The organism is bacterium (assembly GCA_024224155.1).
In the GTDB taxonomy this organism is placed as follows: Bacteria; Acidobacteriota; Thermoanaerobaculia; order Multivoradales; family JAHEKO01; genus CALZIK01.
The window spans coordinates 1-23,224 of sequence record JAAENP010000057.1 but is presented as its reverse complement, the minus strand read 5'-3'; the positions used below and the strand labels follow the sequence as shown (position 1 = coordinate 23,224).

The following is a 23,224-nucleotide window of genomic DNA, read 5'->3' as shown; positions in this document are numbered from 1 at the left end:
ACCTTCTCACGCATTCCTGCTATATTGCGGCTTCATCGGACCGCCTCGCGCGGACCAACACTCCTCAAAAACAACTCAGGTTGGAAAGAAAGATGACATCTGTCGCAACACATGAACTTCGCCCATTGCTCGTCGACGACGATCGCATTACCGAACTCAAGAAGGAAGCAGTTCGCCTTCCCTCGTGGGATCTGAACTTCCGCCAGATCTGGGACAGCGAGCTGCTGCTCAACGGCGCCTTCTCCCCCCTATCCGGCTATCTCTCCAAGGCCGATTACGAGAGTGTTTGCAGTGACCTTCGGCTTGCCAACGGCGCCCTGTGGCCGATGCCGATCATGCTCGATGTCACCGAGGACTTCGCCACAACCCTCTCACCGGGAGATCGGGTCGCGCTGCGCCATCCCGAGGGCATGGTGCTGGCGATCCTGACCATCGAGGACATCTGGACACCCGACCGGCGAGCCGAAGCGGTAGCCGTATTCGGAACCGACAACGAAGATCACCCCGGCGTGTTCCAGCTCATGCAGGAGACTCACCCGATCTACGTCGGCGGCAAGCTGGAAGGTCTGGAGCTGCCACCACACCACACCTATCGCCATCATCGCCACACGCCGGAGCAACTGCGCGCGGAGTTCGAGCGACGCGGCTGGGACCGGATCGTGGCCTTCCAGACCCGCAATCCGATGCACCGAGCTCACGTCGAGCTCACCCGTCGAGCGGCCCTCGACAAGGGCGCCAAGATTCTCATTCATCCCGTGGTGGGTCGCACCAGCCCGGGAGACGTGGACTATTTCTCCCGGGTTCGCTGTTACGAGGCCGTTGTTGCCCAGCTGCCGCCCCAGATGGCGGCGCTGAGCCTGCTGCCCCTGGCCATGCGTATGGGTGGACCTCGCGAGGCGCTCTGGCACGCGCTGATCCGGCGCAATTACGGCTGTACTCATTTCATCGTCGGACGAGACCACGCCGGGCCGCGCGACCGCGACGGCAATTCCTTCTACGGGCCCTACGACGCCCAGGAGCTGGTTGCAAAGCACTCGGAGGAGTCCGGGATCGAGCTGGTTCCCTTCCAGGAGGTCGTCTATTCCGAGAACCGTGGAGAGTACTTGCCGCGACCCGAGGTGAAAGAGGACGAGAAGATCCTCGATCTTTCGGGTACCGAGCTGCGCCGTCGGCTCCGCGAGGGCGCCGACATTCCGGAGTGGTTCTCCTATCCCGAGGTGATCGACGCCCTGAGGCGCCGATTCCCACCCAGATTGCGGCAGGGCTACACCGTGTTTTTCACCGGGCTCTCGGGCTCGGGCAAGTCGACCGTGGCCCAGATCCTGATCGCGAAGTTGATGGAAATGGACGACCGCCCCGTGACCCTTCTCGACGGCGACATCGTCCGCAAGAACCTCTCGAGCGAGCTGGGTTTCTCAAAAGAGCATCGCGACCTCAACATCCAGCGCATCGGGTTCGTGGCCAGCGAGATCACCAAGAATCGCGGCGCGGCGGTATGCGCACCGATCGCTCCCTACTCGAGCACGCGGCGACGCGTTCGCGAGTTGATAGAGCACCACGGTGGCTTCATCGAGGTTCACGTCTCCACGCCTCTCGAAGTCTGCGAAACTCGCGACCGCAAGGGTCTCTATGCCAAAGCGCGAGCGGGCCTGATCAAGGAGTTCACGGGCATCGACGACCCGTACGAGGTGCCGGAATCTGCCGAGGTAGTGATCGATACCGGCGAGCTCACCGCCGAGCGCGCGGCGCAGAAGATCGTCGACCACCTTCGTCAGGAGGGTTTCCTGGACGGTCCTCACGAGGACCACGCTTGAGCTCGGAGATCCTGAATCGCATCAGCAGCGCCCTCGATGAGGCCGCGGGCGTGCTCGAGAACTTCACCGCCGGTCAGATAGAGGCGACACTCAAGGCAGGAAACGACCCCGTCACCGAAGCCGATCTGGCGGTGAACGAGGCGCTGCTTCGAGTTCTGCCCCGTGCCGGCGAGGCCTGGCTCTCCGAGGAGACCAAGGACGATCCGGCGCGAGTAACGAGCCGTCGTCTGTGGGTGGTCGATCCGATCGACGGAACTCGCGAGTTCGTTCAAGGGATTCCGGAATGGTGCGTGTCGGTGGGTTTCGTCGTCGACGGCCAGGCAGTGGCCGGCGGAATCCTGAGTCCGTCGAGGAAGCAGAAGATCATCGGGTCGCTCGAAACCGGGGTCACCCTGAACGGAGACCCGGTCTCGCCTCGGGGAACGACCGCGCCGGAAGACACGGTGGTCCTGGCCAGCCGGAGTGAAATCAGGCGGGGCGAGTGGGCTCAGTACGAGCAGCGCAGCTGGGAGCTCCGGCCGATGGGATCGGTCGCTCTCAAGATGGGGCTGGTCGCCGCCGGTCTGGTCGACGCGACATGGACCCTCGTACCCAAGCACGAGTGGGACGTCGCGGCCGGCACGGCGCTGGTCAACGCGGCCGGGGGACGGGTTTTCATTCCCGGGCAGGGTGAACCGACGTTCAACCGCGCCGATCTCAAGCTACCGGGTCTGGCGGCACTCGGCGCTGGCACCGACGGTCTCTTCGAGGATGAAACGTTTACTCTCGCTTGAGATCGCCGAGATACGGCTTCAGATGATCGGCGACGATCGCGGCCGCCAACCGATGGCCGTCGGCGGTGAAGTGTGACTCGTCGCTGAAGAACTCCGGGCGGCCCTTGAAGTAGCTGTAGAGGTCGACGACCATCGCCGCCTGCTGAGCGGCGATCTCTACCGTCGCCGCGTTGTAGTCGAAGGCGAAGTTCTTCCATACCAGCGGATCGTTGATCGATCCTGTGAACGGCCTGGTCAGGAAGACCGGCTCCGCGCCGGTCGACCTGATCATGACGGACATCTGTGTCAGGTTCTGGCGGTACTTGTCGAGCGGCACTCGGGGATTGAGCTCCCCGGTCGGGGAATCGCCGCGCACGCTCACGGCCGCCAGCTGGCCGAGCCGGAAGTGCGTGAGCCAGCGCGTGATGCGACGAAGCCACTGTGAGGCCTCGGCGAATTCCCGGTCCGAGCGGCTGACCCTGTGGGCATCGTTCGCTCCGAAGCTGACCAGCACGAGGTCCGGCTGATACGGCAAGACCTCTTCGAGCCGCTCGAGGCCCTGCGCCGAGGAGTAGCCCCAGACACCGGCGTTGACCACCGTGACCCTTGTACCCATCGACGTCAACCTCTGGCCAAGTGCTTCGGGCCAATTGGCGCCGTTTTCGCCCGCCCATCCCAGTGTGTTGGAATCACCGACCGTGACGATCCGGAGTTCCCCCTCCGACCGACGGCGCGAGACTTCGGGGCCGCGGAAGCCCTGCGAATTGAACACTCCAAAGCTCGCCTTGGGTCGCCAAAGCAGCCGCGGATCGTAGACGAAGTGGTCGTCGTCGAACAAATGGAAACCACGGGCATCCTCTCGATCCCGCACATGGACGCTCAGGGGCTTGTACTCCCAGCCCATGAGCCTCAGTCCATGCTCGGCCACGATCAGCGCGAGGGCGACGCCGGCCAGAAGCAGCAGGAGTTTGAAAAGACGTGCTCTCACCGCTTGGGCCCCCGCCATTCGAGCATCTGGGCAAGCTCGCTCCGGCCGAGAGACTTCGCCCAACCGAATGCATTGCGGCCGCCATAGAGCGGCCGGCGATCGGCACCGAAGACAAGCAGCTGCCGGAGAACCTCGGGGTCGCCTCCATGAACCGCCCGGATCAGGGGCGTGCCCACCGTTGGCGTTTTGAGATTCGGACTCGCGCCCCGGGCCAACAACTCGTGAACCACCGCCGGGTTTGCCTGGGCACTGGCGAGAAGCAGCGGCGTCCAGCCCAGACGGTCGACGTGGTCCGGATCCGCGCCGCGCGCGAGCAGCAGACGCATGATATCGATCGCCTCCATCCGTACAGCCCAAGACAGAGCCGTCCATCCGTCTCGATCTTCGGCCTCGATGTCGGCACCTGATCTGAGCAGCGTCTTCACCTTCCGGGGCCACCCACTGACGACCGCCGCCATCAGCGCGGTCGTGCCGACGTTGGATGTGGCGTTGACGTCGGCCCCCGCGGATGCGATGGCCTGGACCCGAGAAACGGGCTCCTCCTCAAGCGCCAGAATCAGCAGCGTCCTTCCATAGGGATCCCTACCCTCGAGATTCGCCCCCGCTTCGGTCAAGATCCGGGCCGTTCGATCGAGGCCCTGGCGCCGAGCCCGCAGCAAGGCCCGCGAAGCTTGCAGCCCCTTGGGATCCGCTCCGAGTTGCAGGACCAAACGCAGAGCGTCCTCGGAGTCGTGGCGCACGGCGGCCATGAGGCCGGCCTCCGGTGGCAGTCCCTCGTGGATGGTCTGTTGGAGCTCGTCCAACCGTCCTTCGCCAACCAGCGTGGCCACCGAAGGAGCGCCACCGGAACCATCTGCCGAGGGCCCCGTGCCGGCGGCGCCAGCCAGAACCAGGACGCCGGTCAGAATGAACGGAATGAGTTGCACTGCGATTGGCGACGCGCTAGGCCTGATTCGCGGTCTCGAGCTCGGCGTGGATCTCTTCGGCCTCGTCCAGAGCCCGCTCGGTGATCTCCCAGTGGCTCGCGTGCCAAACCGGGCGGCCGCTTCGAATCGCCAGAACCTGGGGCGACTGGTGGCGAAGGCCGGTACGCGCTTCGACCTCTCTCGAGACCTCCCGGGCCCGTTGGATCTCGATCACTCCGATCGTGGTCCGGTCCGCCTGCCTGGCGGCAAACTTCTCGAACTCACGCCAGGCGCCGGCCGAAGTACCGCAGATGAGACTGTGCTTGAAAATCCAGACGAGTCGCTCAGAAGAGGCGGCCAGAAGATCGTCAAGTTGTGCAAGCGTGGTGATGCGGCTGAGCTCCTGGGCGTCGGCCATGGCGGCTATCCTTCTTTGTAGGTGGCTTGAGTCAAGCCGGCGGCTCGACTCGGAGGCGTAATCATACAAAGGCCGGCCCCTCGGAACAACGGCCGGCATACAATGTCAGGCCAGAAATGAAAGTCGGGCTTTTCTACTTCCGTCCGTCCTGACAGAGCTGCGAGCGCACCCGTGAGGTGCTGAGAGCCTCAGGCTGCGAGCCTCGAATCGAGCGCTCGTCTCGCGTCGATCCTCTCGGCGCAGCCGACGTCGACGTCATTCTGAGCTCGGCGGCACGGGTCATCGTCTGCCGGGGCCGCAAGATCGTCGAGATTGCCGGTGGCCAAGCTCGCCCCGACGATCTCAAGGGGCCCACGGGCAAGTTCCGTGCACCTCTGCTCCAGGTCGACGACACTCTCCTGGTGGGATTCAACCAGCAAGCCCTGGCCGATCTCCTGGGCCAGCGCCCTAGTGCAGCTCGAACTCGGCGATGATCGGTAGATGGTCGCTCGCGACTTTCGAGGCTCGGAGCCGACATCTCCGGGCCATCAATCTCCTGATCGATCCACGAAAGTAGAGACGGTCCAGTGCTCCCCGGGGCGAGAACGACGGATAGGTACGAATCGGGCTCCGGCCGCGACGGGTCAAACCCTCGGTGGCGCAGTCAAAATCGAGGACGTCGACGAAGAACGGCCTGAGCAACGATCGCCAATCATTGAAATCGCCGCCCACGATGCACGCCGTGTCGTGACCGAGGACAGCGAACTCTTTCGAGCTTGCCAGCAAGCCGATCTGTTGCTGCCTCTCTCTTGCCGAAAGACCGAGGTGCAGGTTGAAGACCTCGAGCCTGTGCGGATGCCCACGGATCTTCTCGACTCGAAGCGTGGTGTGCTGGCAGCCGCGACGCTTCTTACGCCTGATGGTCAGGTCGATGTTGCGCTCACGCTCGATCGGGTATCTCGACAGGGTTGCATTGCCGTACCGGCCCTTGCGCAAACTGACATTGTGACCAACCGCCCGATGCGGGTAGCCGAGCTCCTCGGCCAGCTCGCGAGCCAGATCCATATTCCGGGATCTCGGAACGCCGTCGTCGACTTCCTGCAAGAGCACCAGGTCGGCATCATGGTGAGCCAGAATCTCGGCGATTCTCTGAGGTCGGAACGAGCGATCGACGCCAATCGCCCGGTGGATGTTGTACGTGAGTATTCTGAGCTTCACGGTAATCGATATCCCATCTCGGACGTGAGTCGGTCACCGCTTCTGATAAAAGTTCCCTGGCCCACGGCAAGCAGGTTCCCCGACTCGTCGTGGAGCTCACCCCGAACGATCTGGGACGATCTGCCCGAGTGCAGCACCCGCCCGGCGGCGATCAAGCGGCCCTCGGAGATCGGTCGAACCAATTGGATATTGAACTGACTCGTGAGGACGAAAACGTCTTCGACCACCGAGTTGGCGGCGAAGAAGCAGGCATCGTCAAGCGCCTTGAAGTAGACCGAGCCATGGACGCCGCCGGCGGCGTGGTGAAACTCGGACCGGACGTCGATGGTGACTCGAGCCGCAGCCTGGCTGATCTCGATTCCCGGTTGGTAGTGAGCGTTGGTGGGAGCCGAAAGGTACATCTGCTCGAGTTTTCGGTAGTGCTCGAGCCGTGCCGTGCCGGCCGCCGGCTCGAGGATCTCGGCTCTAATGCGCCCCTCGAGGTCGAGACGGGCGGAGCGAAACGCAGCCAGTCTCTCCTCCTCGGAACCTTGGATCCCCGCCGGATCCGGAATCGACCAGTGGAATCGCTCCCTGGCATTCGGAAAGTCCGGACACGCAGCGTTTGCCTGATCGCAGACCGTGACCACGAGGTCGAATGGCTCGTATAGGAACCGATCCAGAGTTTTCGATTCTTGGCCCGAGAGATCGATCCCGATCTCGCTCATGACTGTCCTCGCCTCTGGACGAACCGTGGTCGCAATCGTTCCAGCGCTGTGAGTCTCGAAACGATCGCCCGCCTCGTGACGCAACAGCCCCTCCGCCATCTGAGAGCGCGCGCTGTTGTGAGTGCAGAGGAAAAGTAGTCTTCGGCGCATCGAACAGGGGCCCTCGAGACCCGAAGTCGGGCCCGCCGGGCCCTGCTAAACTCCGGCGATCATTATGGAAGAGCGCCGATGGCAGGCGCAACCGGTTTCCGCAGAGAGCCGCATCCGTTGACCAAGAATCAGCCGTGAGCGACCGGATACTAGACGTCTTCCTGGCTGTCGTTGCGCTCGCGGCGCTCGGCCTCGCCGCAGCCCTGTGGCTGCAGGCGACCCGGTCGCTTCGACGCGGGGGCGCCCTCGAGCGAACCCTCGACGGCGCACTGGTGATCTGCTGGCTGAGTGTGGTGTTCTTTTTCCTGCTCGCCGGTCTGGGAGCCTTTCGAGTCTGGATCGCCGCCGGTGGAATGCTGATTACCGGGCTGACCGCAGCCGCTCTGGCGCCGAAGAGCAGGACCCCGCGGCAGGTCCTGAACGGAGTCTCTCTTCGCGGGCCCGAGCTGCGCGACCCGTGGCTCTGGGCCGCCCTGCCGGTCGCCGGTATTGCCCTGGCTCGCCTGATCAAGGGCATGGCGGCGCCGCCGATGGCCTGGGACGCGATGACCATGCACCTGCCCAAGGCGGCGTTTTGGATTCAGTCCGGATCCCTCGCCCTGCCGGATTTCCCGGACGCCTGGACCTACTACCGCTGGTTTCCCGCCGGCGGCGAGATCCTGTTCGCTTGGGTGATGCTGCCCTTTCGCGGCGACTTGCTGCTCGGCGTTTTCGGTTTTGCCGTCTGGCTGGCGGTCGGGATCGCCGGTGCGCGGCTGGCCCGGCTTCTCGGAGCGCCGAACCGGACTGCCTGGCTCGGAGGAGCGGCCCTCGCCGCTCTGCCCACCGTGCTCGTTTTCATGACCGCGAACTATGTCGACAACCTCGTAGTTCTCTTTATCCTGCTCGCGATCACCCACGCGCTGATGTTCCTGAGAGATCCGGCACCCGCCAACGGCGTTCTCGGCCTCGCCGCCTTGGGATTGGCTATCGCGACCAAGACGAGCAGCGTCTTGCTTGCCGCTCCGGTGATGCTAGCGATCGCCGCGACCGCTTGGCGCCATCGCGGGCGACTGGCCAGGACCGTCTACCCATCTTTCGGCGCGGCCCTCTTGCTGCCCTGTGTCGGGTATGTCTGGACCTGGATCCGGACCGGATCGCCGTTCTACCCGATCAAGGCTCCCCTGCTTCGGCTCCCGTTTCACCAGGAGCTCGCGGAGCTGTTTTCCGGACAGGTGTTTTCACCCGCGGTTCTTACCGGCGCCGGGTGGCCGGGTTTCTTGCGGTTGTTCTGGTCGGGAGCCCCCGGCGAAGGGCATATGAACTTCGGCGTTGGGGGAGCCATTCTCGGCGCCGCCGCGCTCCTCGGCGTCGGCCTTTCCCTGAACCGGAGTGATCGGCGCCTGCCCGTTTTGCTCTGCCTCGCCGGTGCCGTCATCACGATCCCCTTCGTCCTGTCGGCTGGCAACCTCGCACTCCGAACGGTCTGGATCGGTGTCCTCGGACGGCATATCCTGCCGGCCTTCGCTCCGATCGCTCTGTGCGCCACGCTGCTGCCCGGATGGAGCGCTCGACTCGCTCTGAGCGCGTCACTGCTGGCCGCGACGTTTCACTTCTTCCCCATCGGCTGGTCTGAAGCGATGGTCGAGCCATCGCTTCAGATCGCCGGCGTGGTCGTGGTCTGCGCCCTGGCCACCTTTGCGCTTCAGACCTTCGCCGCTCGGACCCTGCGCGCGCGCACACGCGTGGGCCTGCTTGTCCTGACAGGTGTTTTGTCTCTGAGCGCCTGGGACACCATTCGCGGACGGGCTCGCTATCCGATCTACCGGGAAACGGCGCCGGGGCTCGGTGCCTTCGATGCCCATCCCATACACCCGACCTTCGCCACCGCCGCATCGCTCTGGCAGATGCTCGACACACCGGAGGAGAAACGCATCGGCGTGACCGTCGGCAGAGACCAGGTTGGACACAACCAGTTCTTCTACCCGCTCTTGGGCTCGCGACTTCAGAACCGACTGATGCACCTCCCGACATCGACCGTTCCCAACGAGCTCGAGCTGAGCGCCCGCGAGCGCTACGCCCGAGCCGAGCCGGAGGCCTGGCTCGCCCACCTCGAAGCGTCTTCGGTCAGCTTGGTCGTGGGACTCTGGCAGCCGACGCCCGAGAGTGACTGGCTCCTGCGCGAAGGCTCATTCGAGGTCGCCGCTCTGACCGATCTGGGAGTGCCGTGGATCGGCCGCCGTCGAGCTCAGCAGCCCTCGGTACCACTGCCATGACTCGGCCGCTCGAGCTGAAGCTGCTTCGCGGCCGCTATGCGATCGTTCGGCTCGAGCCCGAGGCGACGGTTCCGGACTGGGTCAAGGGCGAGATCACCTGCATCGCCCGGACTCCGAGCGAGCTTTCCGTACTGTGCGACGAAGACAGGGTCCCCGATTCGGTGCGCTCCAACGGCCCCTGGAAGTGTCTGGAAGTAGCGGGACCCCTCGATTTCGCCGAGGTCGGGGTTCTGAGCTCACTCACCGCGCCCCTTTGTAGAGCCGGTGTCAGCGTGTTCGTTTTCTCGACCTTCGACACCGACTACCTGCTCGTTCGTGAGGACAAGCTGGCCACGGCGGCGGCCGGTCTGGAAGCCGCCGGCCACCGCATCCGACGAGAGAACCGAGAGCGCAACGTGAACAGGCTGGGCTCGGGCGGTGATTGAGGCGCTCTCTTCGCTGTAGTTGAGACGGTCGACACTTTTCGCTTCGCTCAAGGGCAAGCGGAGGTCGGCCTCTGCAATGGCTCCGCCGATCCGCGGCTGAAGGGAGCGCCGCGTGGATCTCGCAGGGAGCCTCTCTTCGCTCCCGGAGAGATCTCACCGGCGCGACTCAATCGGAGCCAGCCATCCCAGAGTAGCCAACCCGCTACTTTCGAGGGATCGCGCTCAGGGCCGAGGAGCCTCGGCTTCCTCCCGTTCCTCGTCCTTTTCGGCAACGTGGTGCTCGAGCATGTGATTCCCGATCCACTGGGCCATGACGTGACGCGGTAGGGCAACCAGGTGCACGTCCACCTCCTTCTTCTGTCCGGCCCGCTCGATCGTAAGAGTGATGGTCTTGCCGGGCACCAGGGATTTCTTGGCTTCGGCCCACACGGCCTCTTCACCCGCCGAAGTGCTGACCCCGTTGAATGCCAGCACCGTGTCGCCACGGCTGAGCCCGGCCGCCTCCGCGGGACTGCCCGCGACGACTTGCGTCAGCACAGGGATCTCATCCTCATCATTCCATTCGATTCCGATCCAGCCCTTCTGGCTGAGCTTCTCCACCATTCCACGAACGCAGACGCCCGCATCGGCCGTACATCTTTTCTTCTCGTGGTCGGGATCATCGTCCCCGGCCCAGGCAGGCACCACAACGAGCGCGGCGAGAAGGAACGGAGTGATTTTTCGGGTCGTACGCATTGTGTCAGCCTCCAGCGGAACCCATCACAGGCAGGTTCCGTACTCGTCTTCGAACGGGTCGCAAGCCGAGCTATGAGTTTGAAATCCTAATCCCGAGAAAGCCGGACCGATCGCGGCGAACGGATCGTCGACCTCGCCGACTTCACCGAAGGCGCTCTCTGACGACGCTGCCGACGCGGCTTCCTCGGCAACCAACCCCTGCTCCGCATCCTCGGCCTCGCTCGACTCGACCACAGTCGCATCTACGAACGTCTGCTCGATCGTAGCGACACCCGCGGAGTCTGCCGGAGCGTCGCAGCCGATCGCCATCAGAACCAGCAGAATGCCTGCAATCATGGTCGAAACTCGCCTCTTGAACCTCATCAGCCTTCCGGCCTTCTATTCTACGTGGCAGAGGCGGGCGAGGTTGCAGCGTTCAGAAACCGCGCCGTCTCGGACCAGATCCAATCCATGCGATCGATCAGCCGGTGATCGCCGTCTTCGAGAAGCTCGAGCCGCGTCAGCTCGGGAGTGGCCTGCGCAAACGCCGCCACCTCTCGCCAAGAGACCCGGTCGTCGAGCTTGCCCTGGAAGATCAAAGCCGGGGTGGTGTGAAGCGACGCGAGCCTCGAGCTCGGATAGCGCTCCAGATCGGCGACGAACTCCCAATCCAGCTCGAAAGTGCCCAACTCGTTGGTCACCTCGAGAACGCCGCCTCGCTGCCAGTCCGCCATGCCTTTGGGCCCGAGCGCATCGGCGAGCGTCCTCTCGAGGCCCAGAGCGGGCGCGATGAGTGCGAGCGATCGCACCGCCGCCGAAGCCGGAGATCGCGCGAGCGCCGCGTGCCAGAGCGCCACGAGGGCGCCCATCGAAGATCCGATCAGCGACACCTCCTGGCGAAGTGACGGTAGCTCTCGGCGAGCTCGCTCGACGTCACGTAGACAACGACTCAACGTCAGGCCGCGCATGGAGCCTCCGGAAACCCCGTGGCCCTGAAGATCCAACGAGACGAATCCGAATCCGGCGCTTTCGGCTCGCTGGCGAAAGAACTCGGCCTTCTCACCGTTTTGACTGGAGCCGAAGCCGTGAAGATAGAGGATCGTCGTCGCACCCTCTGCGCCGGAACCGACGCGAGCCACCAGCTCGGCATCTTGTCCGTTCGCAGGAATCTGATGCAGCTTATCCATCTCGGTGGAACTCGGCCCTCGCTTGTCAACGCCGTTCGACGCGAACCATACCCCCATCTCGAACCTGCTCCAAATGTGCCAGGATCCGCCTCATGCACCGAGGACCGGCCTGGACTCGAGCCGCCTTCAGAAACGCTGCAGCCTCTTGGCACCTTGCCCTCACGGCTTTGCTTGCCGCTGTTGCCCTGGGTGCCTGTGCTTCACTGCCGGCCTACGATGACCTCGTCGAACGGCTGGGCAGCGGCAGTTTCGTCGAAGTCGAAGGAGCCCGCATCTACGTCGAGACCCTCGGTGAACCCGGCACGGGGAGCCCCGTCGTCCTGGTGCACGGCTACGGTGCTTCCAGCTACTCCTGGCGCCACGTTCTCCCGGCTCTCGCCGAGCGCCATCAGGTCGTTGCGCTCGACCTGGTCGGCTTCGGTCTCACCGAGAGGCCCAAGGGCAAGAATCATTACTCGCGCACCGGCCAGGTCGATGTGCTCTCGGCCGTGGTTGACCATTTCGGCTGGCCGTCGGCTCACTTCGTCGGGCACTCCTATGGCGGCGGTCTGGTCATGAGCCTGGCTCATCTCGAGCCGGACAAGGTTCGCTCGATGGTGCTGGTAGGGAGCACGGTACCCGTGTACAGCGACAAGCGCCGGCACATCTTCGGCAGGCGACCGTTTGCTCCGCCACTGGTACGCGCGTTCCTCCGACCTTCGTTCGTGCGCCGCTCGCTACGGCGTTCTTTCTACGACGACCGGGCCGTGACCGACGAGCTCATCGCCTCCTACTTGGAGCGCGTGCGAGTCGAAGGGGTGACACGGGCCTACGTCGGTCTCACCGCTCCGGCCCCTTCGGATGAGAGGTTCGACGATCTTCGCTACGAGACCCTCGGACAGCCCACGCTCGCGATCTGGGGCTCGCATGACGTGCTCATCCCATCCGAGGGTGCCCGCAAGGCCATCGGCAGGTTCCCCGACGCGCGCTTCATCGAGATCACCGAATGCGGGCATATTCCGATGGAGGAGAAGCCCGACGAACTGGTCGCCGAAGTTCTGCCGTTTTTCGCCGAGGTCGACTCCGCCGTTTCCGGAGTGGACCCGGCCCGAACCCGTTGAGCCGGCGTTCCGCTAGAATGCCCGCGATGTTCACGGGTGGATTACCTCAAGACAACGTTGTCACTGCCGACAAGTCCTTCTCCGATCTCGGCTTGAGCCTCCGGCTTACCGACGCCCTGCGCGAGATCGCCTTCTACAATCCCACGCCGATTCAAGCCGAAGTTCTGCCGCGTGCTCTCGAGGGCGCCGACCTGATCGGGCTGGCGCAGACGGGCTCCGGGAAGACCGCGGCGTTCTGTCTTCCCATGGTCGAGCGTCTCGCGCCAAACCGGGGCACGCGGGCTCTGGTGCTGTGCCCGACACGCGAGATCGCCATGCAGACCAAGTCCTTTCTCGACGTCCTGGAGCCGACCACCGGCTTCACCTCGGTGTGTCTGATCGGCGGTGTCCGGATGGACCCCCAGATCAGCAAGCTGAGGACCAAGCCGGACGTCATCGTGGCCACGCCGGGGCGTCTGCTCGATCACGTCGGGCGCCGCACCGCCTACATCGACCGGGTCGAGTACCTGGTGCTGGACGAAGCCGACCACATGCTGGATCTCGGGTTCTTGCCCCAGATCCTGAGAGTACTCGAACTCCTGCCGGCGCAGCGTCAGACCATGATGTTCTCCGCCACCATGCCGGCCCAGATCGACCGAATCGCCCGGCGCTTCATGCGCGAGCCGGAGCAGGTCGACTTCCGCCCCGACGGCCGCACCGCCGAAGGCATCGAGCATCGCCTCTATCTGGTGCAGCCCGAGAACATGCGGGCATGCCTGATGGGCCTCCTGGAGCAGGAGCAGGGCAGCACTCTCGTCTTCCTGCGCCGCAAGGTCGACGCCGAGTGGGCCTACAAGCAGCTCAAACAGGAAGGTCACAGAGTCGACCGCATGCACTCGGACCGCAGTCAAGGTCAGCGCGTCGAGGCCCTGGCCAGCCTGCGCTCGGGCAAGAACCGGATCCTGCTTGCCACCAACGTCGCAGCCCGTGGAATCGACATTCCGGTAATCGAGCACATCATCAACTACGGCATTCCGGAGAACGTCGAGGAGTACGTGCACCGCGCGGGCCGGACGGCGCGAGGTGACGCCGAGGGCATCGCATCGACGATCGCGACGTGGAAGCACAAGGAAGAGATCGCCATGATCGAGCGCGCACTAGGCAGACCGCTGCCGCGCTGCGCGGCGCCCGGGGTCGAGCCGTACGTCGAGCGCAAGACCACGATCCGCGGCCGCAAAATCCGCCGCCGGAGGCTGCTGTAAGGCTTTCTGGCCTTTGCCCGCGCAGAGACGCCGATTGCCAGAGCAGCGGCCAGGGGACGCCTCGGGCAAGGAGACCTGCGGCGGTCAGGCCCTCGGCTGCGCGCCGCTACGCGCAAACCGACCGATGCCTCCGATTCGATCTCGCGTGCGCTTGCGGCGAGCCCCCTGGCCTGCTGCTCTGCCGAATCGGCTGTCTCCAGCGCCTCCCGAGTGACTGTCGAAGAAGAAGCCGGTCTCGGCCTTGCCGGGCGCAAAGCCGTTTGAGGCGATGCGAGGATCCGGCGTGGCGACTGGAGGGGGAGGCGAGGTCAAGCGATTTGCCCGCACCGCAGCGGGGGACTCGGCATCTCGAAGGCAATCAACGGTTTGCGCGCAGCCATCGCCGATGGCGCAGGCAAAGGCCCGACCGCCGCCCACGCGCCCAGCCGAACGGCTGCTAGGTGCAGAGACCGTTAGACGTGCGGACCACCGACGAAATAGGGCTGCAGTTGCCGTGTATACTCCGCTGCGGTCGCACGGGGTGCAACGTCATTGTCCGGCGAAGCTGAGACGGACCCGTCGAACCTGATCCGGTTCGCACCGGCGGAGGGACTGCGACTCACACTCCGAGGTCGGTCGAGCCTGGCACCCAGAAGGAGGGGCCATGACATCGAACCGACGTGAAAGTCAGATCCAACTCCCGCTCTTCGGCGCCCCCAACCCTTCCAGCACCGCCGAGGGCACCACGCCCGGTTCGTTTGCGCTCGCGCCCGACATCGGGGGGCCGCTCACGTTCGCCTCCCCGGACACCCCCGGGATGCCGCCACCGTCGACCAGGACCGCCTGGGACTTCCTCCCCGAGGGCTGGAGCGTCGAGCGACGGGGCGGCTCGATTCGAGCTACGGCTCCCGAGGGCTTCGAGCCCATCACGCAGCTCGAGCACGCCCGACTCGGCATCGTCACAGCCGGGATGGCGCGAGTCGCCGAGCGCGAGGGGCACCTGACGCCGGACCAGGTTCGCAACGAAGTCGCGGCGGGTCGGATGATCATCCCCGCGAACAAGGTGCACCTCGGCCACCGGCTCGACGCCATGGCGATCGGGCGCGCCAGCCGTACCAAGATCAACGCCAACATGGGCGCTTCTCCGGTTTCGTCGGGCACCGAGGATGAGGTCGAAAAACTCCGCTGGGCCGAGCGGTGGGGCGCGGATACGGTAATGGATCTCTCGACCGGAGGCGATCTAGATGCTTGCCGGGACGCGATTCTCCGCAACTCGACGGTGCCGATCGGCACCGTTCCGATCTACTCGATGATCATCGGCCGCCGCCTCGAAGACCTGTCGCCCGAGATCATCCTGGAGACTCTCGAACACCAGGCTCGCCAGGGCGTCGACTACTTCACCATTCATGCGGGCGTCGTTAAGCGTCACCTGCCGTTGGTCAAGAATCGCCTGATCGGCATCGTCTCGCGCGGCGGCTCACTACTTGCCAAGTGGATGCTCGTGCACGGCCGAGAGAACCCCCCGTATGCTCCCTGGGCCGAGATCTGCGAGATCATGCGCCGGTACGACGTGTCATTCTCGATCGGTGACGGCTTGAGGCCGGGTGGCCTGGCCGATGCCACCGACGCGGCCCAGCTGGCCGAGCTGGAGATTCTGGGTGAGCTCACCGAGCGCGCGTGGAGCCACGGCGTCCAGGTGATGATCGAGGGTCCCGGGCACGTCCCCTTCGATCAGATCGAGTACAACATGAAGCTCGAGCGTACGCTTTGCCACGGTGCGCCGTTCTACGTGCTCGGCCCCCTGGTCACCGACGTTTTCCCCGGCTACGACCACATCACGTCGGCGATCGGGGCAACCGCGGCCGCCTATCATGGCGCCGCGATGCTCTGCTATGTCACGCCCAAGGAGCATCTGGGACTGCCGAAGAAGAACGACGTCAAACAAGGCTGCGTTGCCTACAAGATCGCGGCCCACGCCGCGGACGTGGCATTGGGAATCCCCGGCAGCCGCGACTGGGACGACGAGCTCACCAAAGCGCGCGCGGCTCTCAACTGGGACCGCCATTTCGAGCTGGCCTTCGATACCGATACCGCCCGCGCTTTACACGACGAGGACTTGGCCGTCGACACCGACTTCTGCGCCATGTGCGGTCACGACTGGTGCAGTGTTCGGATCTCGAAGGAGATCCAGGAGTTCGCCTCAGGCAAGGACGACGAGTATGCCTGGGAAGAAGCCCGGCAAAGCGCACCGCTCACTCCCGAGCAGCGGCAGATCCTCGAGCAGCGAGGCGTGCTCTCGCCCGAGGAGATCCACGCCATGGCCGGCCGGACACAGGAAGTCATGATCGGCGACAGTGCCTCCGAGGGCAGGGCCTCTTGCCACAGCGACTACGTCGACGCGGATACAGCCAGGTCTCTCCAAGAGGATCGGCTCGTCCAGTTGGGCTCGCGGTAGCGACAATCTCGGGGTCTGGACTCTTCGACAACCGGCTGTTAGAAACTGCCGGGAGACGACCCGAATCGAAATGAGGAGATTCTCGATGAAACGAGTGCTGACAGCTCTGGCAATCTTGACGACGATAGCGTGCGCAAAACCCGCCGAGGAGCCCGCGGTGGGGCCGACCACCGAGAAACCAACCGCCGTCGCCAAGGCCCTCGCCCCGGATGTTCGCGGCGAGGTCATCAAATACGAAGTCGACGGCGTGACTTTCACCGGCTATTTGGCCTACGACGACCAGCTCGAAGGACCGAGACCCGGCGTCCTGGTGGTTCACGAGTGGTGGGGACACAACGAATACGCCAGAAAGCGCGCCGAGATGCTGGCCGACATGGGATACACCGCCTTGGCCCTGGACATGTACGGCGAAGGCAAGCTCGCCGAGCACCCCGAAGACGCCGAGAAGTTCATGATGGAGATTCTCGGCAGCTTGGAGACCGGAGTCGCGCGTTTCGAGGCGGCCCGGAAGCTCCTCGAGGACCACCCCACGACCGACCCGGACAAGACCGCCGCGATCGGCTACTGCTTCGGCGGCGGCGTGGTTCTGCACATGGCCCGCATCGGAGCCGGGCTCGACGCCGTCGCGAGTTTCCACGGCGGTCTGGCGCCGCTCGCGCCCGCCCAGCCCGGAATAACCGAAACGCGGATTCTGGTCGCCCACGGCGCCGACGACCCCATGGTGCCGGCGGAACAGATCGACGCGTTTCAACAGGAAATGGCCGATGCCGGAGCCGACATGAAGTTCATCTCCTATCCGGGAGCCCAGCACTCGTTCACCAACCCAGGAGCGACCTCGGTTGGAGAGGAGTTTGGCATGCCGCTCGCCTACAACGAGGACGCCGATATCGAAAGCTGGGGTGAGCTCGAGGTGTTCCTGGGCGAGACCTTCGCCGGCGAGTAGAGCCTCTTCAGAGGCAGGTGCGAGCTCTCAGGCGCGAGCGCCTAGGAATCCTCTGCGGCGACGAGGACAACGCCATCATCGATGGCCGCTGTGCGCCATCGCTGCGCGTGCTCCTTGCCCCGCAACCCGGCTAGTTCGCCCGAAGCATAGATCGCCTCGTAGAACTGATACTGGTCCGGCGCGCCGGTTTCGGGGCGCTCGGGATCACTCGAGCGAGCCCCGTGACGCTCGACTCGCCCGCGAATCCCCAGCAGCTGGCGTCGCGCCATGATGCTGTCAATCACCCGGAACGCCAGCAGGGCGAGCGGAGCCGTCAGCCCTTTGGCGTCTGCGGACATCCGGATCACGAGCCGCGAGGTTCCACCATCGGGCGTCAGCTGAATGTCCACCACCAATCGGGTCGTGGCGCCGGCGAACCGCGCCCCCTCGGCCCACCAAACGAGAGAGCGGCCGGGCTCGATATGGCGCAGGTAGCCGGTGGGCGTGGCATCGCCTATTGCGGGAGCGGGGATCCAGGAGACGATGTGCTCGGCCGAGGTCCGGCCGCCGTTGTCCAATCGATCGTAGCTGTACCAGCCCGCGCCGCGACCGAGCTGGGCCAGCCAGGGCCACACGATCTCGGGCTCGGCCTCGATCGCGATCGCGCGCGTCATCACGACCCGAGCCGCTGGCCCACCGCCGAGATACTCGTCGCCCGGCATCTCGAGTTCATGCTCCGCCCGAGCCGAACCCCAGTTCATCCCCCAGCGCAAGAACAGTAGGAGACCGACGATGAGCAGAAATGCTAGCAGCGCGATCAGCGTTACCGGCGCCATCAGCTCCTCAGTTCGACCGGATGACAGTCGCCGCACTCTTCGCCGCGCCAGGCGCGACAGCCCTCCCAGGCGATGATCGGCACCATCGAAAGACCCGCCACCGGATCGGCCCACCACCAACCCAACAAGGCGTTGAGCGCCAACCCCACCAGCAGGATCGCCGAGAGAACCGCGCACAGATCGGTCTGGCGGGAATCGGAGACCAGGGCCGAGCTCGAAATCCGCAGGGCGACCGCGCGCTTGGCTCGCGCCAACACCGGCATGACAATGAGCGAAAGGGCGGCTATGACGATTCCCAAAACACTCGCATCGGGCGGCCGGTTGGTGATCAGAGCCCTGGCCGAGCCGATGCCGACGTACGCGGCGAGGAGAAAGAACGTGACCGCCACGAGTCTGCGAGCGTGGCCTTCGTGCCGGTCGTCATCGTGGCCCAGCCGCCAGAGAAGCACCGCTCCGGAGAGGCTCTCGATCACCGAATCAATGCCGAAGCCGATCAGCGAAACGCTGCCGGCCAGAAGGCCGGCGCCTACCGATACGATCGCCTCGATGAAGTTCCAGCCGATGGTCAGAAACTCCAGCCGCCGGCCGCGCCGGAGCAAAGCCGGCCGGTCTTCGAGTGCTGGAGCGCCCACGACCATGGCCGCAGCTAGCGTAGCAGGACCGAGAGGCCCGCTCACCGGATGGCTCTCGCTCGGCGTGAGCACTAGGTCCAGCCAAACAGCAGGCCCCCCCACCCATCTCGGTTAGAATGGAGTTCTTCGAGCGTCGCATCGCGCCCAGGCACCGAGGGCTGAAAGCCATGGCCGAGCCACATGAATCCACGATTCCTGTCGATTCACCCAGGGCCTTCTTCGATCGCGAGCTGAGCTGGCTCGCCTTTGCGCGTCGGGTTCTGGCGCTGGCCGAGGACCGCGAGCTGCCGCTTTTCGAGCGCATCAAGTTCGCCGGCATCATGGGCATGCTGCACGACGAGTTCTTCATGAAGCGCATGAGCGGAATCAAGCGCAAGATGCGAATGTGGCCGGAGAAGCGCTCGCTGGACGGCCGTCTTGCCGAGGAGGAGCTCGTCGCCTGCCGTGCCGAGATCCTCGATCAAAGCGACATCCTGGAACGCGTCCTCGAACAGAACGTCCGGCCGGCGCTGGCTCGGGAGGATCTTCCGATTCTCGCGTGGGCGGAGCTCGACGAGACGGCGAGGGCGCCGTTGCGCGAGTACTTCGAGCACTCCGTGCTGCCGATTCTCACGCCGCTCGCGGTCGACGCCGAGCATCCCTTTCCGTTCATCAGCAACGACGCCCTGAACCTTGCGGCAAGACTACCCCTCGAAGAAGGCAGAGGCCTGCGGTTCGTGCGCATCAAGGTCCCCGACAATCGGCCCCGGTGGGTGCCGCTCGAGGGCGGAGTGGGCTACACGCCCCTCGAGGAGATCATCGCCGCCAATCTCGATCTGCTCTTTCCAACCACGCCTCCGGAATCGGTCTATCGGTTCCGGGTGACGCGCGGCGCCCAGGGCGAGCCGGATGCGTCGCGCGATCTGACCTCGGAAGAGGCCCTCCGAGAGCCCGGCAGCATCATTCGGCTGGTGTCGAAGGAGCTCAAGGCGCGACGCTTCGCGGGCACCGTCCGGCTCGAGGTCGACTCCGAAACGCCCCCCGACCTTTGTCAGTGGCTGGTCAGCCAGCTCGGGATCGACGACGACGATCTCTATCGCTCGCGAACCCTGCTGCGGCTGAGCAATCTGCTGGACCTCGAATGCGGCAATCGGCCGCACTTGAAGCTCCCTCCCCACAAACCCAGAACCCATGCACGCCTCAAAGCCCTGCCGCAAGCGCCGCAAGCCATCTTCGACGAGATCCGGCGGGGCGACATCTTGTGCCATCACCCCTACCATAGCTTCGACACCTCGGTTCTGCGCTTCATCGAGTCGGCCGCGGTGGACGCCGCGACCCTGGCTATCAAGCTGACTATCTACCGAACGAGCAAGGACTCGCCCATCGTGCAAGCGCTGGCCGAAGCCGCGCGGCGTGGCAAGCAGGTGGCGGTGCTCGTCGAGATCACGGCTCGCTTCGACGAAGCGCCGAATATCGCCTGGGGGCGGTTTCTGGAGGACGAAGGCGTTCACGTCGCTTACGGAGTCGAGAAACTCAACACCCACGTCAAGGGCCCACTGGTTGTTCGCGAGGAGGGTGGCCAGATACGACGCTGCGCGCACGTCGGTACCGGCAATTACCACACCGGCACGGCGAGAATCTACGAGGATCTCGGCATCCTGACTTGCGAGCCCGAGATCTGTGCCGACATGGCGGAGGTTTTCAACGAGCTCACCGGCGCGACACACCGTGTCGAGTACCAGCGGCTCTTGGTGGCGCCGGTGACGATGCGCCGTCGCTTCGTGGAGCTCATCCGGCAGGAGGCCGAGCACGCTCGCACCGGGCGCGAGGCCGGGATTCGCGCCAAGGTCAACCAGCTTCAGGACAAGGAAACGATTCAGGAGCTGTATCGCGCCAGCCAAGCGGGGGTTCCCATCGAGATCAACGTCCGGGGCCTGTGCTGTCTGCGCCCGGGGGTGCCGGGCCTGTCGGAGAACATCCGCGTTTTCAGCGTGATCGGTCGCTTCCTGGAGCACAGCAGGATCTACCGCTTCGCCAATGGTGGGGATCCAGCCTACTTCATAGGCTCGGCCGACTGGATGAAGCGCAACTTGAGCCGCAGGGTCGAGACCATCACGCCGGTCGTGGATCCGACCATCCGGCGCGAGCTGCTGGAGATCCTCGACGTGTACGCGAGCGACAACGCCTCGGCGTGGGACGCCGATCCCGACGGCAAGTACCGGCGCCGGCAGCCGCCCTCCGGTGAGCCCCGGCGAGCCGCCCAGGAGATCTTCATCGAACGGGCGCGCTCGCGACCGCCAAGCCCCGCGGAGCCGGAAAAGGATATGGCTCGAGTCGACGAGCCCGCCGCGCTTGAGGTCTAGGAAATCGAGGACACCATCCGTTGGTGTCCCCTCCCGACTGGTTTTGCGTGAGCACCAAGGACTGGTGTCCCCGACAAGAAAAGCGCCGCCGGTTCCCCCGGCGGCGCTCGTGTTTGTAAGGCGCCGGGCTTCGCTCCTCCGAAGCCCGGCGTTGGGATGGAGAGACTAGAACAACACTCTCACGCCGACCTGGAACTTCCGCGGCTCGCCGGCGCCACTGCGCACGGTGCCATCGAAGTTGAAGATGAGTGAGGTGGTCTCGGGAATCAGGAAGTTCGCCTCGTCGAGGAGGTTGAAGATCTCGAAGATCGGCTGCACGGTGGTGTTGCCGACCTCGAAGTCCTTCGACAGCCGAACGTCGACGGTCGAGAACTCGTTGTCCTTCTCGCCCTGATTGCGCCGGAACACCTCGCCGCCGACGGTGCAGTCGCCGATACAACGACTCGCGCTCGGCGGAGAGCCGTTGACCGGCGTGCCGTCCGGGTTGATGTCCGCCGGCTGCGCGTCGAGAAAGGTCGCGCGCACGTTGACGTCGACCGGTCCCTGCCAGAGCAGCCAGGCGTTGAAACGGTTGCGCTGGTGGCGGTCGGAGAGACTGAACTCGGCGTCCAGATCCGAGATGTTGGCGTAGCGGATGGTGAACGGATCGCGCTCGTTGTCGTCGTCCGACTTGTCCTCGGAGTTGGTGTAATAGGCCTGGAACGCCAGCTTGTTGGACATACGCTTGTTGATGCCTACCGTGACGCCGTAGTAGCGGCTCTTGGCGGTCGACGAGACCGTCCAAAGGCCTTCACTCTGGGCACAGTTGATGCCGTTCGAGCCATCGGCTCCCAGACCGGAAGACCAGGGGCAGCCGAGGACCGGGTCGTTGTTGTTGATCCAGCGGGTGATGTGATCGGTCTTGGCGTAGTTGGCCTTGACCAGCAGGGCGTAGGACGGTTTGATCTCCTTCTCCCAGGAAAGGGCGGTCGACCAGGTGCGCGGCGTCTGCCAGTCCTTGTCGAAGACGTAGACATTGGGGAAGAAGGGGTCTCCGGCCTCACCTTCGGGTAGCAGATTGGGCCAGGTCGGCGGCCGGAAGGAGCTGTTCGCGAAGAGCGTCTGTCCCCGCGAACCATCGGTGGACCGCGTCGAGGCCAGGGCCAGCGCCGGAATCCGGGCGTGGTAGATCCCCGAGTTGAAGCGAATGACCGAGTCGGTGCTGCCCTTGGGCGTCCAGGCCATGGCGAAACGGGGCTGGATCTGCTCGTTGTCGTCGGGAATGGTGCCGTCCGAAGGGAACTCCAGCGGCCCTAACAGCGAGTCCCGGGTCTGGCCGAAGAAGGGCGCGAAAAAGACCTCGCTCGCCGGCGTGATCGGACTGGGATTGTCGAGCATCTCCCAGCGCAGGCCCAGATCGAAGGTCATGTTCGCGTTGGGCTTCCAGGTGTCTTGAAAAAACAACGCGGTTTCGGTCTGACCGATGTCCTGGGTGCCGGCCTCTTCCACCGTCAAGCCGCCGACGCCGGCCTGCTGGAGGAAGAGCAGGAGCGGACCGGAGAAGGTTTCGCCGTCCGGGCATGTCCCGGTGACGGTCGTACCGCCGCCTGAGCAATCCCCATAGCCGGGACCGAGCTCGACGTAGTTTCTGAATCCGTCAAACGAGCTGAACTTGTAGAGACCGTTGGCAAAGCCAATAAAGGTCTGCGACGAGACCACGTCGTTGTACTCGAGGCCGGCCTTGTAGGCATGGTTGCCCTTCAGGAACGAGACGTTCTCGTTGAGCTGCTGGCGCTCGTCGTCGTAGATGACCGGAATAAAGAACGGCATGCCGATGCGGTAGCCGCCAACGAAGTCGAAGGCGGTGTCCGGGAAGGGCCGGTCCTGACCCGGGATGTTCGGACCCTCGTAGGGCCGCGGCCGCCACTCCTTGGCGTACTGGACGCGGACTTCGTTGAGCATTGTATCCGAGATCGTGCTGATGAACGAGCCGGTGTAGCCGTGGGCATAGTCAAGCTCCACCGCATTGGAGCTCACGCCCCAGGAAGGCACGTCGAAGGTGCCGTTCTCCTGCCGCGAGTAGTGATAGGCCCAACGCAGGGTCAAGAGATTCCGGTCCGAGGCCTGGAAGTCGACCTTGGCGAGGTAAGCATCGCCGTCGTTGGTGCGGTCGATCGGGGCGTTCTCGTTGGGAAGCCCCTGATCGGCCAGGAACTGCACGACCTC

Annotated in this window: 21 protein-coding genes, 1 pseudogene and 1 riboswitch; of the genes and pseudogenes, 10 read left to right on the top strand and 12 right to left on the bottom strand. The window is 64.7% G+C overall.

The features are described 5' to 3' along the window. Window positions 1-92: 92 nt before the first annotated feature. Together GY769_03805 and GY769_03800 are read left to right on the top strand one after the other, a co-directional pair. A complete protein-coding gene (locus GY769_03805) occupies window positions 93-1,814 on the top strand; it encodes a bifunctional sulfate adenylyltransferase/adenylylsulfate kinase (GenBank protein MCP4201038.1) in 1,722 nt (573 codons plus the stop codon). Then, complete coding sequence (locus GY769_03800) at window positions 1,811-2,587, top strand: 3'(2'),5'-bisphosphate nucleotidase CysQ (protein MCP4201037.1); 777 nt, start codon at window positions 1,811-1,813, stop codon at window positions 2,585-2,587. The genes GY769_03805 and GY769_03800 overlap by 4 nt, the downstream gene beginning before the upstream one ends. Here the strand turns inward: GY769_03800 and GY769_03795 are convergent. Genes GY769_03795 through ytxJ form a run of 3 tightly spaced genes read right to left on the bottom strand, consistent with a single transcriptional unit; the run spans window position 2,574 to window position 4,877 of the window. Beyond that, the gene (locus GY769_03795; GenBank protein ID MCP4201036.1) at window positions 2,574-3,554 is read right to left on the bottom strand and encodes a hypothetical protein; all 981 of its coding nucleotides are present in this window, start codon (window positions 3,552-3,554) and stop codon (window positions 2,574-2,576) included. The genes GY769_03800 and GY769_03795 overlap by 14 nt on opposite strands. Further along, the gene (locus GY769_03790; protein MCP4201035.1) at window positions 3,551-4,480 is read right to left on the bottom strand and encodes an ankyrin repeat domain-containing protein; all 930 of its coding nucleotides are present in this window, start codon (window positions 4,478-4,480) and stop codon (window positions 3,551-3,553) included. The genes GY769_03795 and GY769_03790 overlap by 4 nt, the downstream gene beginning before the upstream one ends. Before the next feature lie 16 nt (window positions 4,481-4,496). Next, on the bottom strand, window positions 4,497-4,877 hold the full coding sequence (gene ytxJ, locus GY769_03785; GenBank protein ID MCP4201034.1) for a bacillithiol system redox-active protein YtxJ: 381 nt from the start codon (window positions 4,875-4,877) through the stop codon (window positions 4,497-4,499). 176 nt (window positions 4,878-5,053) lie between these two features. Between ytxJ and GY769_03780 the strand changes: the two genes are divergently transcribed. Further along, on the top strand, window positions 5,054-5,350 hold the full coding sequence (locus GY769_03780) for a hypothetical protein (protein ID MCP4201033.1): 297 nt from the start codon (window positions 5,054-5,056) through the stop codon (window positions 5,348-5,350). Here GY769_03780 and GY769_03775 read toward each other — a convergent pair. From GY769_03775 to GY769_03765, 3 genes and pseudogenes are all read right to left on the bottom strand, one after another. Further along, window positions 5,325-6,074 (bottom strand): endonuclease, encoded by a 750-nt coding sequence (locus GY769_03775; GenBank protein MCP4201032.1) that lies wholly within the window; start codon window positions 6,072-6,074, stop codon window positions 5,325-5,327. The genes GY769_03780 and GY769_03775 overlap by 26 nt on opposite strands. Beyond that, window positions 6,071-6,475 (bottom strand): PaaI family thioesterase, encoded by a 405-nt coding sequence (locus tag GY769_03770; GenBank protein MCP4201031.1) that lies wholly within the window; start codon window positions 6,473-6,475, stop codon window positions 6,071-6,073. Before GY769_03770 ends, GY769_03775 begins: the two co-directional genes overlap by 4 nt. A 66-nt stretch (window positions 6,476-6,541) precedes the next feature. Then, window positions 6,542-6,931: pseudogene (locus GY769_03765) on the bottom strand (arsenate reductase ArsC). Between the two features lie 134 nt (window positions 6,932-7,065). Here GY769_03765 and GY769_03760 point away from each other — a divergent pair. Together GY769_03760 and GY769_03755 are read left to right on the top strand one after the other, a co-directional pair. Then, a complete protein-coding gene (locus GY769_03760) occupies window positions 7,066-9,186 on the top strand; it encodes a hypothetical protein (GenBank protein ID MCP4201030.1) in 2,121 nt (706 codons plus the stop codon). Then, window positions 9,183-9,611, top strand: coding sequence for an ACT domain-containing protein (locus tag GY769_03755; protein ID MCP4201029.1), 429 nt, complete (start codon window positions 9,183-9,185; stop codon window positions 9,609-9,611). The genes GY769_03760 and GY769_03755 overlap by 4 nt, the downstream gene beginning before the upstream one ends. 222 nt (window positions 9,612-9,833) lie before the next feature. Here GY769_03755 and GY769_03750 read toward each other — a convergent pair whose 3' ends face one another. From GY769_03750 to GY769_03740, 3 genes are read right to left on the bottom strand one after another with little or no spacing between them, the layout of a single operon-like run. Next, on the bottom strand, window positions 9,834-10,346 hold the full coding sequence (locus GY769_03750; protein ID MCP4201028.1) for a PDZ domain-containing protein: 513 nt from the start codon (window positions 10,344-10,346) through the stop codon (window positions 9,834-9,836). A gap of 24 nt (window positions 10,347-10,370) precedes the next feature. Next, window positions 10,371-10,709 carry a hypothetical protein gene (locus tag GY769_03745; protein ID MCP4201027.1) on the bottom strand — a complete coding sequence of 113 codons (339 nt, stop codon included), beginning with the start codon at window positions 10,707-10,709 and terminating at the stop codon, window positions 10,371-10,373. Window positions 10,710-10,729: 20 nt separating this feature from the next. Beyond that, entirely contained in the window at window positions 10,730-11,512 is a 783-nt protein-coding gene (locus GY769_03740) for an alpha/beta fold hydrolase (protein ID MCP4201026.1), read from the bottom strand. 92 nt (window positions 11,513-11,604) lie between these two features. Between GY769_03740 and GY769_03735 the strand changes: the two genes are divergently transcribed. From GY769_03735 to GY769_03720, 4 genes are all read left to right on the top strand, one after another. After that, a complete protein-coding gene (locus GY769_03735) occupies window positions 11,605-12,612 on the top strand; it encodes an alpha/beta hydrolase (protein ID MCP4201025.1) in 1,008 nt (335 codons plus the stop codon). Window positions 12,613-12,638: 26 nt separating this feature from the next. Next, complete coding sequence (locus tag GY769_03730) at window positions 12,639-13,853, top strand: DEAD/DEAH box helicase (protein MCP4201024.1); 1,215 nt, start codon at window positions 12,639-12,641, stop codon at window positions 13,851-13,853. Window positions 13,854-14,359: 506 nt separating this feature from the next. Continuing rightward, a riboswitch (TPP riboswitch) is annotated at window positions 14,360-14,462 on the top strand. Between the two features lie 34 nt (window positions 14,463-14,496). Continuing rightward, entirely contained in the window at window positions 14,497-16,287 is a 1,791-nt protein-coding gene (gene thiC / locus GY769_03725; protein MCP4201023.1) for a phosphomethylpyrimidine synthase ThiC, read from the top strand. Between the two features lie 85 nt (window positions 16,288-16,372). Further along, on the top strand, window positions 16,373-17,230 hold the full coding sequence (locus tag GY769_03720; protein ID MCP4201022.1) for a dienelactone hydrolase family protein: 858 nt from the start codon (window positions 16,373-16,375) through the stop codon (window positions 17,228-17,230). 41 nt (window positions 17,231-17,271) lie between these two features. Here GY769_03720 and GY769_03715 read toward each other — a convergent pair whose 3' ends face one another. Then, on the bottom strand, window positions 17,272-18,045 hold the full coding sequence (locus tag GY769_03715; GenBank protein ID MCP4201021.1) for a hypothetical protein: 774 nt from the start codon (window positions 18,043-18,045) through the stop codon (window positions 17,272-17,274). Further along, window positions 18,045-18,683, bottom strand: coding sequence for a cation transporter (locus GY769_03710; protein MCP4201020.1), 639 nt, complete (start codon window positions 18,681-18,683; stop codon window positions 18,045-18,047). Before GY769_03710 ends, GY769_03715 begins: the two co-directional genes overlap by 1 nt. A gap of 161 nt (window positions 18,684-18,844) precedes the next feature. Here GY769_03710 and ppk1 point away from each other — a divergent pair, with 161 nt between their 5' ends. Beyond that, window positions 18,845-21,019, top strand: a complete 2,175-nt coding sequence (gene ppk1 / locus GY769_03705; protein MCP4201019.1) for a polyphosphate kinase 1 — start codon at window positions 18,845-18,847, stop codon at window positions 21,017-21,019. A gap of 165 nt (window positions 21,020-21,184) precedes the next feature. Here the strand turns inward: ppk1 and GY769_03700 are convergent. Further along, on the bottom strand, window positions 21,185-23,224 hold a 2,040-nt coding region (locus tag GY769_03700), incomplete at its 5' end, for a hypothetical protein (GenBank protein MCP4201018.1).